Origin of the sequence: Terrimesophilobacter mesophilus, assembly GCF_014200375.1 — a bacterium.
GTDB lineage: Bacteria > Actinomycetota > Actinomycetes > Actinomycetales > Microbacteriaceae > Terrimesophilobacter > Terrimesophilobacter mesophilus.
Map to the genome: position 1 here is coordinate 2,258,753 of NZ_JACHBP010000001.1, position 13,973 is coordinate 2,272,725.

Genomic DNA, 13,973 nt, shown 5'->3' on the forward strand with positions numbered 1-13,973 from the left:
CATGTCCGAGTTGAGCACGTCGAGACAGTGGCGCGGTGTCATCCGCGAGTACGCCGATCGGCTCGACGTCACGGAGTCGACACCCGTCGTGACGCTCGGAGAAGGAGGGACCCCGCTCATCGAGGCGCATCCGCTGTCCGAGCGGACCGGTGCGAGGGTGTGGATCAAGGTCGAAGGAATGAACCCGACCGGCTCGTTCAAGGACCGCGGAATGACGATGGCGGTCACGAAAGCGGTGGAGCGCGGCGCGAAGGTCGTCGTCTGCGCATCGACGGGGAACACCTCGGCCTCCGCGGCCGCGTACGCGACGAGGGCGGGAATCACCGCTGCGGTCCTGGTCCCGGAGGGCAAGATCGCCATCGGCAAGCTGAGCCAGGCGATCGCACACAATGCGCGATTGCTCCAGGTGCAGGGAAACTTCGACGACTGCCTCGACATCGCGCGCGAGCTTGCGGCGAACTATCCGGTCCACCTCGTCAACTCGGTGAACAACGATCGGATCGAGGGGCAGAAGACCGCGGCATTCGAGGTCGTCGAAGTCCTCGGAGACGCGCCGGACTACCACCTGCTCCCCCTCGGCAACGCGGGGAACTACACCGCGTATCACCGCGGGTACCGGGAGGAGATCACGCGAAACGCCGCGACGAGGCTTCCGCGGATGTTCGGCTTCCAGGCCGAGGGAAGCGCCCCCATCGTCCGCGGCCACGTCGTCACGGATCCGGAGACGATCGCGAGCGCGATCCGCATCGGGAACCCGGCGTCCTGGGAGCTTGCGCTCGTCGCGCGCGATGACAGCGACGGCTATTTCGGAATGTTCTCCGACGCGAAGATCCTCGAGGCCCATCGGATTCTCTCCGCCGACGTCGGCATCTTCGTCGAGCCGGCATCCGCCATCGGTGTCGCCGGCCTCCTCGAGCGCGCGGAGGCCGGCATGATCCCGAAGGGTTCGACCGTTGTGATCACCGTCACCGGCCACGGCCTCAAGGATCCGCAGTGGGCCGTCCGCCGCCCGGACGGCTCCGACGTGACTCCGACGGTCGTGCCGGTCGACGCCGCTGAGGTGGCGGAGGCACTCGGGCTCGGTGCAGCGGCCGCCGGCGGTTCTGCATCTGCTGGCCCGTCATCCGGTGGCACTGACCCTGCGAGCCCCGCATGACGCATACGGCGGATTCGACCTCGATTCCGGTCGGCACCACCCTGTCGGTCAAGGTTCCTGCGACGACCGCGAACCTCGGTCCGGGATTCGACACGCTCGGTCTCGCGCTCTCTCTGTACGACGAACTCGAGGTCGAGGTCCGTGAGGAGCCGGGCATCCACGTCAACGTCCTCGGAGTCGGCGAAGGGGTCGTCCCGACGGATGAGACCAACCTTGTGGCGCGCGCGCTCGCGCACGTGTTCGAGCGATTCGGCCAGCCGGTTCCCGGGCTCGAGATCGTGGCACACAACGCGATCCCGCACAGCAGGGGACTCGGCTCGAGCGGTGCGGCCATCGTGGCGGGCATCATGGCCGCGAAGGGACTCCTCGAGGGGATCGTCGACATCGGCTCGATCGAGCTGCTTGAACTCGCGACCGAGCTCGAGGGGCATCCGGACAACGTCGCCCCGGCGCTGTTCGGCGGGCTCACGATCGCGTGGGTCGGTGAGGACGGTCCCAAGCACAAGAAGCTCATCGCGCACCGTGGCGTGTCCGCGGTCGTCTTCGTGCCGGAGGCCGCGATGTCGACGGCGCTCGCGCGGAGCCTGCAGCCCGCGTCGGTGCCGCACGAGGACGCGATCTTCAATGTCTCGCGGAGCGCTCTGCTGGTCGCTGCGCTCATCCAGAGCCCAGAACTGCTCCTCGCGGCGACGGAGGACAGGCTTCACCAGAGCTATCGCGCGAGCGCGATGCTCGAGACCGATGAACTCATCCGGATGCTGAGGGAGCACGGTCTCGCGGCCGTCGTCTCCGGCGCGGGCCCGTCCGTTCTCGTGCTCGGGAACGACCCCAGCCAGCGCCTTCTCGCGGCGGATCTCGTGGCCGCGAACTCGGTGTCGACGTGGCAGCCGTTGATGCTGGCCGTCGACTTCAAAGGTGCTACAGTGATGGTGCATCCGGTAGAAGGCTCCGCCTGAGCAGGTTTCACCTGAAGAGGCAGAGGTCCCGGATACCATCACCAGCACTCGCCACATCCTCCATCCTGCGCACCCGCGCAGACCAGGTGAGGGGTACCAGGCGACAAGCTCCGCTGTGGGTTGCAGTGCACCTGAGGTGCAGGCTGCCGGCAGGGGAAAGGAATCCTTCCAGTGACTGATCACAACGTTCGCGCCATGGGGCCGAACGCCGGCGCTCCACTTGCCTCTCTGCGTCTGCCTGAATTACAGGCGATGGCGGCAGAGCTCGGCATCCCCGGCGCCGCCAAACTTCGAAAAGGAGAACTCGTGGACACCATCTCCGAGACCCAGTCGACCGCAGCAGCACCGGTCGAGCCCAGCAATGACGACACCGAGGCCGCGCCCAGGAAGCGCGCACCGCGCAGGGCGACGGCCGCCGCGGGTGTTCTGACGACCACCGCGCCAACCGGCGACGATGCAGCGCCGACAACGACAGCGCCGACCCAGTCGGCCGCGACGGAGCAGGCAGCGGCCGAGCAGGCGCCGATGGAGCAGGCAGCGACCGCGCCGACGGCGAAGTCGGGCCAGTCCTCCCGGTCGCGTGCAGCGGACAAGAAGAGCACGGATGCCGCATCCGGCGCGGGCGCCTCGAATGACTCTGCCTCGAGTGGCATGGCCGTGAACGACACCGCGGAGAACTCCGCGTCCGCCGACGCTCACGAGTCCTCGGAGAAGTCGAACGACGGTGAGGGTGAAGGCTCCGGCCAGCGCAATCGCAGTCGCAATCGGAACCGCAACGGCAACGGCGGTGACCGGCAGCAGGAGCAGAAGCAGCAGGGCGATCGCCAGCAGAACGACCGCCAGCAGAACGACCGCCAGGGCGATGGCGATGACCGCAGTGGTCGTGGCCGCTACCGCGACCGCAAGCGTCGCGGCCAGGGCGGCGGCGACGACCTCGAGCCGGAGCTCACCGAGGACGACGTCCTGATCCCGGTCGCCGGCATCCTGGACGTGCTCGACAACTACGCCTTCGTGCGCACGAGCGGCTACCTGCCGGGAAACAACGACGTGTACGTGTCGCTCGGCCAGGTCAAGAAGTACAACCTGCGCAAAGGCGACGCCGTCGTCGGCGCCATTCGCCAGCCGCGCGACGGGGAGAACCCCGGCCGCCAGAAGTACAACGCGATCGTCAAGATCGACTCCGTCAACGGGCTCGCGCTCGACCCCGCCGTCGAGCGCGTCGAGTTCGGCAAGCTCACACCGCTGTATCCGACCGAGCGCCTGCGCCTGGAGACGGAGCCGGGCAAGCTGACTACCCGCATCATCGACCTCGTGTCGCCCATCGGAAAGGGCCAGCGGGGCCTCATCGTCTCGCCCCCGAAGGCGGGCAAGACGCTCGTCCTGCAGGCCATCGCGAACGCGATCGCCAAGAACAACCCCGAGGTCCACCTCATGGTCGTGCTCGTCGACGAGCGGCCGGAGGAGGTCACCGACATGCAGCGCACGGTCAAGGGCGAGGTCATCGCCTCCACCTTCGACCGTCCCGCCGAGGACCACACGACGGTCGCCGAGCTCGCCATCGAGCGCGCCAAGCGTCTCGTCGAGCTCGGCCACGACGTCGTCGTGCTGCTCGACTCGATCACCCGCCTCGGCCGCGCATACAACCTGGCGGCCCCGGCATCCGGTCGCATCCTGTCCGGCGGTGTCGACTCCTCGGCGCTCTACCCGCCGAAGCGCTTCTTCGGGGCGGCGCGCAACATCGAGGACGGCGGCTCGCTCACGATCCTCGCCACGGCGCTCGTGGAGACCGGGTCCAAGATGGACGAGGTCATCTTCGAGGAGTTCAAGGGAACCGGCAACATGGAGCTGCGACTCTCCCGCCAGCTCGCCGACAAGCGCATCTTCCCCGCCGTCGACGTGAACGCATCCGGAACGCGCCGTGAGGAGATGCTCATGGGTGTCGACGAGACGAAGATCACCTGGAAGCTGCGCCGTGCCCTCGCGGGCCTCGACACTCAGCAGGCCCTCGAGATCGTCCTCGGACGGTTGAAGGACACGTCGAGCAACGTCGAGTTCCTCATGCAGGTGCAGAAGTCGATGCCGGCTCCCAGCGGGTCAGTGGAAGACTGAGTCCATGTTCGAGTCGGTGGCGACGCTGCTGGCCGAGCACGAGGATCTGCAGACGCAACTGTCGGATCCCGCCGTTCACGCGGATGCCGCCAGGGCACGGAAGATCAATCGGCGTTATGCCGAGCTGAGCCAGATCAAGGCGGCCCACGAGCACTGGACGCAGGCACAGGACGATCTCGACGCCGCACGCGAACTCGCGAAGGACGACGACTCCTTCGCCGCCGAGGTCCCCGTACTCGAGGAGCGACTCGCGAGCCTCCAGGAGAAGCTTCGTCGGCTCCTGATCCCACGCGATCCGGATGACGGGCGCGACGTGATCATGGAGATCAAGGGCGGCGAGGGCGGCGCCGAGAGCGCGCTCTTCGCGGCCGACCTCCTGCGCATGTACCTGCACTACGCGGAGTCGAAGGGCTGGAAGACCGAGCTCCTCGACAGCAATGAGAGCGACCTGGGCGGCTACAAGGATGTCCAGCTCGCGATCAAGTCGAACGCCACAGACCCCTCGCAGGGCGTGTGGGCACACCTCAAGTACGAGGGCGGGGTGCACCGCGTGCAGCGTGTTCCCGTCACGGAGTCGCAGGGCCGCATCCACACCTCGACGACGGGCGTGCTCGTCTTCCCGGAGGTCGACGAGCCCGAGGAGGTCGAGATCAACCAGAACGACCTCAAGATCGACGTCTACCGCTCGAGCGGCCCCGGCGGGCAGTCCGTCAACACGACCGACTCCGCCGTGCGCATCACGCACCTTCCGACCGGCATCGTCGTCTCGATGCAGAACGAGAAGAGCCAGCTGCAGAACCGCGAGGCCGGCATGCGCGTGCTGCGCGCCCGCATCCTCGCCCGCCAGCAGGAGGAGCAGGCCGAGCTCGACTCCGCCGCCCGCAAGAGCCAGATCCGCACGATGGACCGCTCCGAGCGCATCCGCACCTACAACTTCCCGGAGAACCGGATCGCCGACCACCGCACCGGCTACAAGGCCTACAACCTCGACGCCGTCATGAACGGAGCGCTGGATGCCGTGATCGACTCCTGCATCCAGTTCGACGAGGAGGCCAGGCTCGCCGACCTCGGTGCGGATGCGTGATCTGGCCGCATGGCCGACTCATCCAGCAGCAGGAACAAGACCCTCGTAACGTCCGTGCCGGTCGAAGAGTTCCTCGCGACCGTGACCAACGCGCGCCGGCTCGCGGACGCCAGGGAGATCATCGCGATCATGCGGCGGGTCTCGGGCGAGGAGCCGATCATGTGGGGCCCCTCGATGATCGGATTCGGCAGCTACCACTACCGCTACGACTCGGGTCACGAGGGCGACGCGTTCATCATGGGCCTCTCACCGAGGGCGGCGTCGATGTCGGTCTATGGGCTCTATAACGCTTACGACCCCGACCCGCGCCTGGAAGAACTCGGCCCGCTCACCGCGGGCAAGAGTTGTGTGTACATCACGAAGTTCGAGGCGATCGATCACGGGCTGTTCGAGGCGATGGCGAGGGATGCCTGGGTACGGCAGGGTGGATCGGCGCCGACGCACTCCGAGTGATGGCGCCTCGGCGGGCACACACGTCCGGACGGGCCACAATGGACGCATGCTGACCACCATCCGCGACCTCCGTGCGAGCGCCGTTTCCGAGCTCGCCGATGCCGGCGTGCCGGACCCGGAGGTCGACGCCGAGCTGCTCATCGGTCACGTGCTCGGCCTCGGCAGGGGAGCGGTGCAGGCGAAGATCGCGATGGATGCCGAAGTCGGCGAGGAAGAGGCCGCGGCCTTCCAGGCACTCGTCGTCCGCCGCGCCACGCGGGAGCCGCTCCAGCACATCACCGGACGCGCACCGTTCCGCAGTCTGGAACTCGCGGTCGGCCCCGGCGTCTTCGTCCCGAGGCCGGAGACCGAGCAGGTCGCCCAGTTCGCGATCGACGCGCTTCTCGCATCCGCGGAGCCCGAACCGGTGGCCGTCGACCTCGGAACTGGCAGCGGCGCGATCGCGATCGCCCTCGCTACCGAGGTGGCCCATGCCCGCGTGTTCGCGATCGAGCTCTCGCCGGACGCGCACGCCTGGGCGGCGCGCAACGCCGCCGCATCCGGGGCGACCAACCTCGAACTCGTGCTCGGCGACCTCGCCGACGCATTCCCCGAGCTCGACGGGCGCGCTGCCGTCGTGATCTCCAACCCGCCCTATGTTCCGACGGATGCCATCCCGCGCGATCCGGAGGTGCGTCTCTTCGACCCCGCCGCGGCGCTCTACGGCGGCGACGACGGACTCGATGTCGTTCGCACCGTCTCGCGCACGGCACTGAGGCTCCTGCATCCAGGCGGAACGGTCGTGATCGAGCACGGCGAACTGCAGGGCGAGGCCATCAGGGGGCTCCTCACCGAGGACCGCTGGCGCGCAGTGGCGACCCACCCCGACCTGCTCGGCCGGCCGAGGGCGACGACGGCGCTGCGCTGATCACAGTACGGTCAAGCGCGCTCGGCGAACGCTCTGACAGCCGCCAGGAGACTGTCCGTCACGGGCTCGTTCTTGACCCACTCGATCTGGTAGCCGTGGATCCCGACCGCGTCCGCGCCCGCGACGTTGCTCGCGGAGTCGTCGGTGAAGAAGGTGTTCTCCGGGCTCGCCCCGAATCGATCCATCGCGAGCCGGTAGATCTCGGCATCCGGTTTGCGCACGCCGAGCCCGCTGCTCACGAGCACGTTCTCGCCGACGAGCTCGGCGACATCCGGCGCCATGATCGCGAACGACTCTGCGAACGGTGCCGGGTTGTTCGTGAGGACTCCCACCGTCCCGAGCGTTGCCGCCGTGCGGAGGGCATCCACAGAGCCCGGTATGCGTGTGCTTGCGAGCATGCGCGTCTCGCGCCAGCCTTCGAGCGTGAGACGGGCTCCGGTCTGTCGGTTGAATTCGGCCAGATATTCCTCGGAGGTGGACCATTCCCCGGCCTCCGCCCGCTTCTCGAACCCAGCCGCCCACCAGTCCTTCGCGAGGCGGTACTGGCTCACTCCGGTCAGCACGCTGAGGGAGGGGAGCCGGATGCGGAAGTCGTAGTCGTAGAGCGTCTCGTCGAAGTCGAACAGGTACAGGTCCACCCAGGGCTCCTCGCTGCACCGTCGTGGTGCCATCAGAACTCCAGTCTGCCCGAAGTAGGATGGCAATCGACATGGCGACCATCTACGACTGCTCGGACAGCACCGAGCTCCTCACCGGCATGCGCCTGGCGCGTCAGGCGCTCGGCATGGGCGAGCTCATCGTGCTGCCCACCGACACGGTGTACGGCATCGGCTGCGACGCGTTCAACGAGGCCGCCGTGCGTCGGCTGCTCGAGGCGAAAGGACGGGGCCGCGACGCCCCGCCACCCGTTCTCATCCCGGGGATCCCCACCCTCAACGCCCTCGGCGAGAACGTTCCCGACGAGGTGCACTCACTCGTCAAGGAGTTCTGGCCCGGCGCCCTCACCGTGATCGTCGCCGCACGCGAATCCCTCAAGTGGGACCTGGGGGACACCCACGGTACCGTCGCGTTGCGCATGCCCGACAACGACATTGCGCTCGAGTTGCTCTCCGAGTCCGGACCGCTGGCCGTGTCATCCGCGAACCTGACCGGCCAGCCCGCCGCGACGACCGCCCAGGAGGCGTTCGACGCCCTCGGCGATCTCGTCTCGGTCTACCTGGACGGTGGACGCGTCGGCCAGCAGGTCGATTCCGGCAACGACCCCGGTTCGACGATCGTGGATGCGACGGGCATCGCGCTCGGCAGAGAGCTCACGATCGTCCGGCACGGCGCCATCCCGGACGAGGCGATCTTCAGGGCGCTGGGTTGAACGAGACAGCGCCGTGATCTTCTACATCCTGGTGTGCGTGATCTCAGCGGTCGTCACGTGGGGTCTCGCATGGGCGACCTGGAAGCTGAGCACGAGATTCCGGCTCTACCCCTCCATCCGCGAACGCGATGTCCACTCGACCCCCACCCCGCGGCTCGGCGGAGTCGCCATGTTCTTCGGAATTCTCGTCGCGTTCGGCGTCGCGAGCCAGGTGAGCTGGTTCCGACTCGTTTTCGCCAACCCCGGGCAGATCACGGCCATCCTCGCCGCCGCTCTCATCATCGTCGTGATCGGCGTAGCCGACGACATCTGGGACCTGGACTGGCTCACCAAACTCGCGGGGCAGATCATCGCGGCGGGACTGCTCGTGTGGCAGGGCGTGCAGCTGGTGACCGTTCCGATCGGCGGGATCACCATCGTCCCGCCGGTTCTCGGCCTCATGCTGACGGTCGGCGCCGTCGTGCTGGTCATGAACGCGGTGAACTTCATCGACGGACTCGATGGCCTCGTGGCGGGGGTCACGGTCATCGCGAGCGGCGCCTTCTTCATCTACAGCTACCTGCTCGCGCGCAACGTGGGGGAGACGCCCTATTTCAACCTCGCCTCCCTCATCACCGCCGTCCTCATCGGGGCGTGCATCGGGTTCCTGCCGCTGAATTGGCATCCGGCGAAACTCTTCATGGGGGACTCCGGCGCACTCCTCGTCGGACTCCTCATGGCGACATCGGCCATCTCTGTCACGGGGCAGATCGACCCGGACTCGCTGCAATCCGGCAAGCTGCTCGCACCGGCGTTCATTCCGATTCTCCTGCCGCTGGCGATCCTCCTGATTCCGCTGCTCGACTTCATGCTCGCCGTCACGAGGCGCATCCGTGCCGGAAAGTCCCCGTTCAGCGCGGATCGCAAGCACCTCCACCACCGGTTGCTGGACATGGGACACACTCACCTGCAGGCCGTGCTCATCTTCTATTCGTGGACGGCGGTCGTCGCCATCGGCGTCCTGAGCTTCCTGTTCGTGCCGTGGGGCTGGTCGCTCGCCTTCATCGCGGTCGGCCTTGTCATCACGACCGTCCTGACTCTCGCGCCCCTCGGGAAGAAGCTGCTCAACCGTCGAAACCCGGGTGGGGCGCCTCTCGATCTGGCATCCACCGTTCCGCCGATTCAGGGCGCCCCGGTCTCGGAGCGAAAGGGGAGTGCGTCGTGAAGGACTCCGTCGTGGGGCAGGATCCCGCACCTCACCGGGCCGTGTCGCCCGTGTACTCGAAAGCACTTCGGTACGGGGCGGTCGTCACCCTCGGCATCGCGGTCGTCGGTTCGGTGGTCGGCTACCTCGTCGTCGGGCTTCCCGGAGTGTTCAGCGCGCTCATGGGGGCACTGCTCGCCATGGTCTTCATGGGGCTCACGGCTGCGAGCATCCTCGTCGCGTCGAGGGTCACGGAGGGTGCTCCGCCGCCGGATGTCCGGTTCTTCGCCATAATCATGGGTACTTGGTTCGTCAAGCTGCTCGTTTTCATCGGTGTCGCCATCTGGCTGAGGAGCCAGTCCTGGCTCGACCCCGCCGTCTTCTCCATCGCGGCGATCGTGGCGGTCATCGGTCTCCTGATCGCCGATATCGCGGCTTTCCAGACCAGCCGGGTGCCCTATGTCGACGTGGCCCTGCCGGGCGATGGGTCGAATTCGACGGAAAAAACAACCCCGAATTCTTGATAGGGTTATGAAGGTTTTTCCTTCCGAACGCTGCGCGTCGCGCCCCACGTCTGGAGTACATCCTGCTCGCCTCTGTCCTTACCACGTCGTTGCTCGTCGCCGCTGACGAGTCAGGCGGCGGTGACTTCGTGGGCCCGTCGATCAACGAATTCTTCCCGGCGCCGATCCTCTTCATCGGCACCCCGTTCGAGCTCAACCGCATCATGCTCATCCGTCTTCTCGCGGTCGCAGCACTTCTGCTCATCCTGTGGCTGGGCACGCGCAGGCTCAAGCTCGTCCCCGGCCGCGGCCAGGTCGCCATGGAGTTCGCCATCGACTTCGCGCGCAAGGGCATCGCCATCGACACGCTCGGTGAGAAGGAGGGCAAGCGCTTCGCCCCCCTCATCATGACGATCTTCTTCCTGACCCTCGCGCTCAATGTCACCGGCACGATACCCGGGCTGCAGATCGCGAGCACGGGTCTCATCGGCCAGGCGATCATCCTCTCGATCATCGCCTATGTGACCTTCGTCTACGCCGGCATCCGCAAGTTCGGCGTCGGCCGCTTCTTCAAGAACGCGCTGTGGCTTCCCGGTGTGCCGGTCGCGATCAAACCGATCATCGCGGTGCTCGAAGTCCTGTCGACCTTCATCGTGCGGCCGATCACCCTCACCCTTCGACTCACCATGAACATGGTCGCCGGGCACATGCTGCTCGTGCTCTGCTTCCTCGCGACCGGATTCTTCTTCAACATGCTCATCAGTGGAAGCGCGTGGGGCCTCATCGGCGCCGGAACACTGCTCATGGGCATCGCCTTCGTCGTCCTCGAGATCTTCGTGGCCGCCCTGCAGGCCTATATCTTCGCCATCCTCACGGCCATCTACATCCAGCTGGCCCTGGCCGACGAGCACTGAGTTCTCGGCACCCACGTAACACCTCGAAAGGAACACCATGAATCTCGTCGGACACATCGCACCGCTCGCCTTCGGCCTTGCGGCCATCGGCTCCGGTATCGGCGTCGGCGTCATCGTCGGAAAGACGGTCGAGTCGGTTGCCCGCCAGCCTGAGCTCGCCGGCCGCCTCCAGACCCTCATGTGGATCGGTATCGCCATCACCGAGGCGCTGTGCTTCATCGCCATCGGTGTCGCCTTCATCCCGTTCCCAGCCCCGTAAGCCCTCAACCCAACGATTCGAAGGAGTACTGAGTGCACACCGCATTCTTCCTCACTGCGTCCGGGCCGGAGGCCGAAGGGTCCCACAGCATCCTGTTGCCGGAGCTGCCCGACCTGATCTGGGGCTCGATCGCCTTCGTCGTCGTGCTCATCGTGATCCTGCGGGTGGTCATGCCCAACATCACGCGTGCGCTCGACGCACGTCACGACGCCATCGAGGGCGGGATCAAGCGCGCGGAGAAGGCTCAGGCCGAGGCCGCGTCGACCAAGGACCAGTTCGAGGAAGCCCTCAAGGAAGCACGCACGGAGGCCGCGAAGATTCGCGAGCAGGCGCGAGCGGACGGGGTGCGCATCCTCGCAGAGCTCAAGGAGCAGGCACAGGCCGAGGCGGCTCGCATCAATGCGGCAGCCCTCGCGACGATCGAGGTGGAGCGCCAGAACGCCCTGAACTCACTGCGAGGCGAAGTGGGTACGCTCGCACTCAGCCTCGCGTCGAGCGTCATCGGTTCCAGCCTCAAGGATGACAAGGTCTCCGCGTCGATCGTGGATCGATTCCTCGCCGACCTCGAGGCCGACTCGTCCACGAAGGCGGGAAAGTAAATGGGCTCAGCGACCAGGGAAGCGGTTGCCGCGGCGAAGGCGGCCATCGCCGCACGCCCGTCGGCCGCGACACTGGCCGTGGGCGAGGAGATCTTCTCCGCAGCCCGCGCCGTCGCCGGGTCGGGGCAGTTGCTCGTGGCGCTCACGGAGCCTGCCGCGGATCCCGCCGCGAAAGCTGCGCTCGTCTCCTCCGTGTTCGGCGCCCTGAGCGTCGACGCACGCGAACTGATCTCCGGCCTCGCGCGCAGCAGATGGTCGGAGTCCTCCGATTTCCTCGCCGGGCTGGAGGAGGTCGGATTGCGCATCATGGCGGCATCCGCCTCTGGAATCGACATCCCGTCCGAGCTCTTCGAGTTCGGGCAGCTGGTCTCCTCGAACGCGGAGCTCGAGCTTGCCGTCGGCAGCAAGCTCGGTGACCCATCGGCGAAGGCGGCTCTCGTCGAGAAGCTGCTCGCGGGTCGCGTGAGTGAGCAGACCATTGCGATTCTCAGCCACCTCGTCCGGCAGCCGCTCGGCCGCCGGATCGGCGCGCTCGTGAAGCACGCTGCGGATGTCGTGGCCGACGAGTCGTCACTGGCGATCGCCACGGTCACCGTTGCGGCCCCCCTGAGCAGCGACCAGCTTGATCGGCTGCGATCCGGACTCGCGAAGAAATACGGGGACCTGCGCATCGACCAGGTGATCGATCCGACCATGATCGGCGGTGTACGGGTGGCCGTCGGCAGCGATGTCATCGACGACTCCGTTGCCACCCGATTGAAAGAACTCAAACTTCAGCTCGCCGGATAGCGGCTGAGAAGACCCAAGGGGCATTCGCGCCCCGCAAGCAGAGGAAAGACAATGGCAGAACTGACCATCAGCCCGGACGAGATCCGCGACGCCCTCCAGGACTTCGCGAAATCGTACGAGCCCGGGAAGGCCGGAGCGACCGAGGTCGGTTCCGTCATCGACACGGCGGACGGCATCGCGCACGTCGAGGGCCTCCCCGGCGCCATGGCGAACGAGCTCCTGCGCTTCGCGGACGGCACGCTCGGCCTCGCGCTCAACCTCGACGAGAGCGAGATCGGCGTCGTCATCCTCGGAGACTTCACCGGGATCGAGGAAGGCATGGAGGTGACCCGTACGGGCGAGGTCCTCTCCGTCCCCGTCGGCGACGGTTACCTCGGTCGCGTCGTCGACCCGCTCGGCAACCCGATCGACGGCCTCGGCGACATCGCGTCGGACGGTCGACGGGCTCTCGAACTCCAGGCGCCGGGCGTCATGCAGCGCAAGAGCGTCCACGAGCCCATGCAGACCGGTATCAAGGCGATCGACGCCATGATCCCGATCGGCCGCGGACAGCGCCAGCTCATCATCGGCGACCGCCAGACCGGCAAGACGGCCATCGCGATCGACACCATCATCAACCAGAAGGCGAACTGGGACTCCGGGGACGTCAACAAGCAGGTTCGCTGCATCTACGTCGCGATCGGCCAGAAGGGTTCGACCATCGCGAGCGTGAAGGGCGCCCTCGAGGATGCCGGAGCGCTCGAGTACACCACGATCGTCGCGAGCCCCGCATCGGACGCCGCCGGCTTCAAGTACCTTGCGCCGTACACCGGCAGCGCGATCGGACAGCACTGGATGTACGGCGGCAAGCACGTGCTGATCGTGTTCGACGACCTGTCCAAGCAGGCGGAGGCGTACCGCGCCGTGTCGCTCCTGCTGCGCCGCCCGCCGGGACGCGAGGCATACCCCGGCGACGTGTTCTACCTGCACTCCCGTCTGCTGGAGCGTTGCGCGAAGCTCTCCGATGAGCTCGGCGCGGGCTCGATGACCGGGCTCCCGATCATCGAGACGAAGGCCAATGACGTCGCGGCGTACATTCCGACGAACGTCATCTCGATCACCGACGGGCAGATCTTCCTCCAGTCGGACCTGTTCAACGCGAACCAGCGTCCTGCGGTGGACGTCGGCATCTCGGTGTCGCGTGTCGGTGGCGACGCCCAGGTCAAGAGCATCAAGAAGGTCTCCGGAACGCTCAAAATCGAGCTCGCACAGTACCGATCGCTCGAGGCGTTCGCGATGTTCGCATCCGACCTGGACGCGGCGAGCCGCCGCCAGCTGGCTCGGGGCGCGAGGCTCACCGAGCTGCTCAAGCAGCCGCAGTACTCTCCATACCCGGTCGAGGACCAGGTCGTCTCGATCTGGGCCGGAACGAACGGAAAGCTGGATGAGGTCCCCGTCGAGGACATCCTGCGTTTCGAGCGGGAACTGCTCGACTACCTGGGTCGCAAGACGAAGATCCTCGCGACGCTGCGGGACACTAACGTTCTCGACGATGCGACGGTCGACGAGCTCGACAAGGCCGTCGATGCGTTCAAGCTCGAATTCCAGACCGGTGAGGGCAAGCCGCTCATCTCCGCGGGAACCGAGGAGTTCGAGGAAATCGCACCTGAGGACATCGCCCAGGAGCAGATCGTCGTCAAGAAGCGCCGGTAG

At 66.7% G+C, this 13,973-nt stretch carries 15 protein-coding genes; 14 read left to right on the plus strand and 1 reads right to left on the minus strand.

Annotation, left to right across the window (positions count from 1 at the left end):
• Position 1 precedes the first annotated feature (1 nt).
• From thrC to prmC, 6 genes are all read left to right on the plus strand, one after another.
• On the plus strand, positions 2–1,156 hold the full coding sequence (gene thrC / locus BKA04_RS11130; RefSeq protein ID WP_104096475.1) for a threonine synthase: 1,155 nt from the start codon (positions 2–4) through the stop codon (positions 1,154–1,156).
• Positions 1,153–2,112: a homoserine kinase gene (gene thrB / locus BKA04_RS11135; RefSeq protein WP_104096476.1), complete on the plus strand. Its 960-nt coding sequence runs from the start codon at positions 1,153–1,155 to the stop codon at positions 2,110–2,112. Before thrC ends, thrB begins: the two co-directional genes overlap by 4 nt.
• A 171-nt stretch (positions 2,113–2,283) precedes the next feature.
• The gene (gene rho, locus BKA04_RS11140; RefSeq protein WP_408646459.1) at positions 2,284–4,221 is read left to right on the plus strand and encodes a transcription termination factor Rho; all 1,938 of its coding nucleotides are present in this window, start codon (positions 2,284–2,286) and stop codon (positions 4,219–4,221) included.
• 4 nt (positions 4,222–4,225) lie between these two features.
• Positions 4,226–5,305 carry a peptide chain release factor 1 gene (gene prfA, locus BKA04_RS11145; RefSeq protein WP_104096478.1) on the plus strand — a complete coding sequence of 360 codons (1,080 nt, stop codon included), beginning with the start codon at positions 4,226–4,228 and terminating at the stop codon, positions 5,303–5,305.
• Positions 5,306–5,314: 9 nt separating this feature from the next.
• Positions 5,315–5,758 carry a DUF1801 domain-containing protein gene (locus BKA04_RS11150; RefSeq protein ID WP_104096479.1) on the plus strand — a complete coding sequence of 148 codons (444 nt, stop codon included), beginning with the start codon at positions 5,315–5,317 and terminating at the stop codon, positions 5,756–5,758.
• A 46-nt stretch (positions 5,759–5,804) separates the two neighbouring features.
• Positions 5,805–6,665, plus strand: coding sequence for a peptide chain release factor N(5)-glutamine methyltransferase (prmC, locus tag BKA04_RS11155; protein WP_104096480.1), 861 nt, complete (start codon positions 5,805–5,807; stop codon positions 6,663–6,665).
• An 11-nt stretch (positions 6,666–6,676) separates the two neighbouring features.
• Here prmC and BKA04_RS11160 read toward each other — a convergent pair whose 3' ends face one another.
• A complete protein-coding gene (locus BKA04_RS11160) occupies positions 6,677–7,336 on the minus strand; it encodes an HAD-IA family hydrolase (RefSeq protein ID WP_221234073.1) in 660 nt (219 codons plus the stop codon).
• A gap of 38 nt (positions 7,337–7,374) precedes the next feature.
• On the opposite strand from BKA04_RS11160, the gene BKA04_RS11165 reads away from it, so the two are divergent.
• The 8 genes from BKA04_RS11165 (at position 7,375) to atpA (ending at position 13,973) form a co-directional block, all read left to right on the plus strand.
• Positions 7,375–8,034, plus strand: a complete 660-nt coding sequence (locus tag BKA04_RS11165) for an L-threonylcarbamoyladenylate synthase (protein WP_104096482.1) — start codon at positions 7,375–7,377, stop codon at positions 8,032–8,034.
• A 13-nt stretch (positions 8,035–8,047) separates the two neighbouring features.
• Positions 8,048–9,238 carry an MraY family glycosyltransferase gene (locus BKA04_RS11170; RefSeq protein WP_104096483.1) on the plus strand — a complete coding sequence of 397 codons (1,191 nt, stop codon included), beginning with the start codon at positions 8,048–8,050 and terminating at the stop codon, positions 9,236–9,238.
• A complete protein-coding gene (locus BKA04_RS11175; RefSeq protein WP_104096484.1) occupies positions 9,235–9,741 on the plus strand; it encodes a hypothetical protein in 507 nt (168 codons plus the stop codon). Before BKA04_RS11170 ends, BKA04_RS11175 begins: the two co-directional genes overlap by 4 nt.
• A gap of 128 nt (positions 9,742–9,869) precedes the next feature.
• Positions 9,870–10,634, plus strand: coding sequence for a F0F1 ATP synthase subunit A (gene atpB / locus BKA04_RS11180; RefSeq protein WP_232842041.1), 765 nt, complete (start codon positions 9,870–9,872; stop codon positions 10,632–10,634).
• Between the two features lie 37 nt (positions 10,635–10,671).
• Positions 10,672–10,893, plus strand: coding sequence for a F0F1 ATP synthase subunit C (gene atpE / locus BKA04_RS11185; protein ID WP_104096486.1), 222 nt, complete (start codon positions 10,672–10,674; stop codon positions 10,891–10,893).
• Between the two features lie 32 nt (positions 10,894–10,925).
• The gene (locus BKA04_RS11190; RefSeq protein WP_104096487.1) at positions 10,926–11,492 is read left to right on the plus strand and encodes a F0F1 ATP synthase subunit B; all 567 of its coding nucleotides are present in this window, start codon (positions 10,926–10,928) and stop codon (positions 11,490–11,492) included.
• Positions 11,493–12,281, plus strand: coding sequence for a F0F1 ATP synthase subunit delta (locus BKA04_RS11195; protein WP_104096488.1), 789 nt, complete (start codon positions 11,493–11,495; stop codon positions 12,279–12,281).
• 51 nt (positions 12,282–12,332) lie between these two features.
• Complete coding sequence (atpA, locus tag BKA04_RS11200; protein WP_104096489.1) at positions 12,333–13,973, plus strand: F0F1 ATP synthase subunit alpha; 1,641 nt, start codon at positions 12,333–12,335, stop codon at positions 13,971–13,973.

Coding starts and splice junctions, on each gene's coding strand:
- thrC (WP_104096475.1), top strand. CDS start 2: ATGTCCGAGTTGAGCACGTCGAGACAGTGGCGCGGTGTCATCCGCGAG.
- thrB (WP_104096476.1), top strand. CDS start 1,153: ATGACGCATACGGCGGATTCGACCTCGATTCCGGTCGGCACCACCCTG.
- prfA (WP_104096478.1), top strand. CDS start 4,226: ATGTTCGAGTCGGTGGCGACGCTGCTGGCCGAGCACGAGGATCTGCAG.
- BKA04_RS11150 (WP_104096479.1), top strand. CDS start 5,315: ATGGCCGACTCATCCAGCAGCAGGAACAAGACCCTCGTAACGTCCGTG.
- prmC (WP_104096480.1), top strand. CDS start 5,805: ATGCTGACCACCATCCGCGACCTCCGTGCGAGCGCCGTTTCCGAGCTC.
- BKA04_RS11160 (WP_221234073.1), bottom strand. CDS start 7,336: ATGGCACCACGACGGTGCAGCGAGGAGCCCTGGGTGGACCTGTACCTG.
- BKA04_RS11165 (WP_104096482.1), top strand. CDS start 7,375: ATGGCGACCATCTACGACTGCTCGGACAGCACCGAGCTCCTCACCGGC.
- atpE (WP_104096486.1), top strand. CDS start 10,672: ATGAATCTCGTCGGACACATCGCACCGCTCGCCTTCGGCCTTGCGGCC.
- BKA04_RS11195 (WP_104096488.1), top strand. CDS start 11,493: ATGGGCTCAGCGACCAGGGAAGCGGTTGCCGCGGCGAAGGCGGCCATC.
- atpA (WP_104096489.1), top strand. CDS start 12,333: ATGGCAGAACTGACCATCAGCCCGGACGAGATCCGCGACGCCCTCCAG.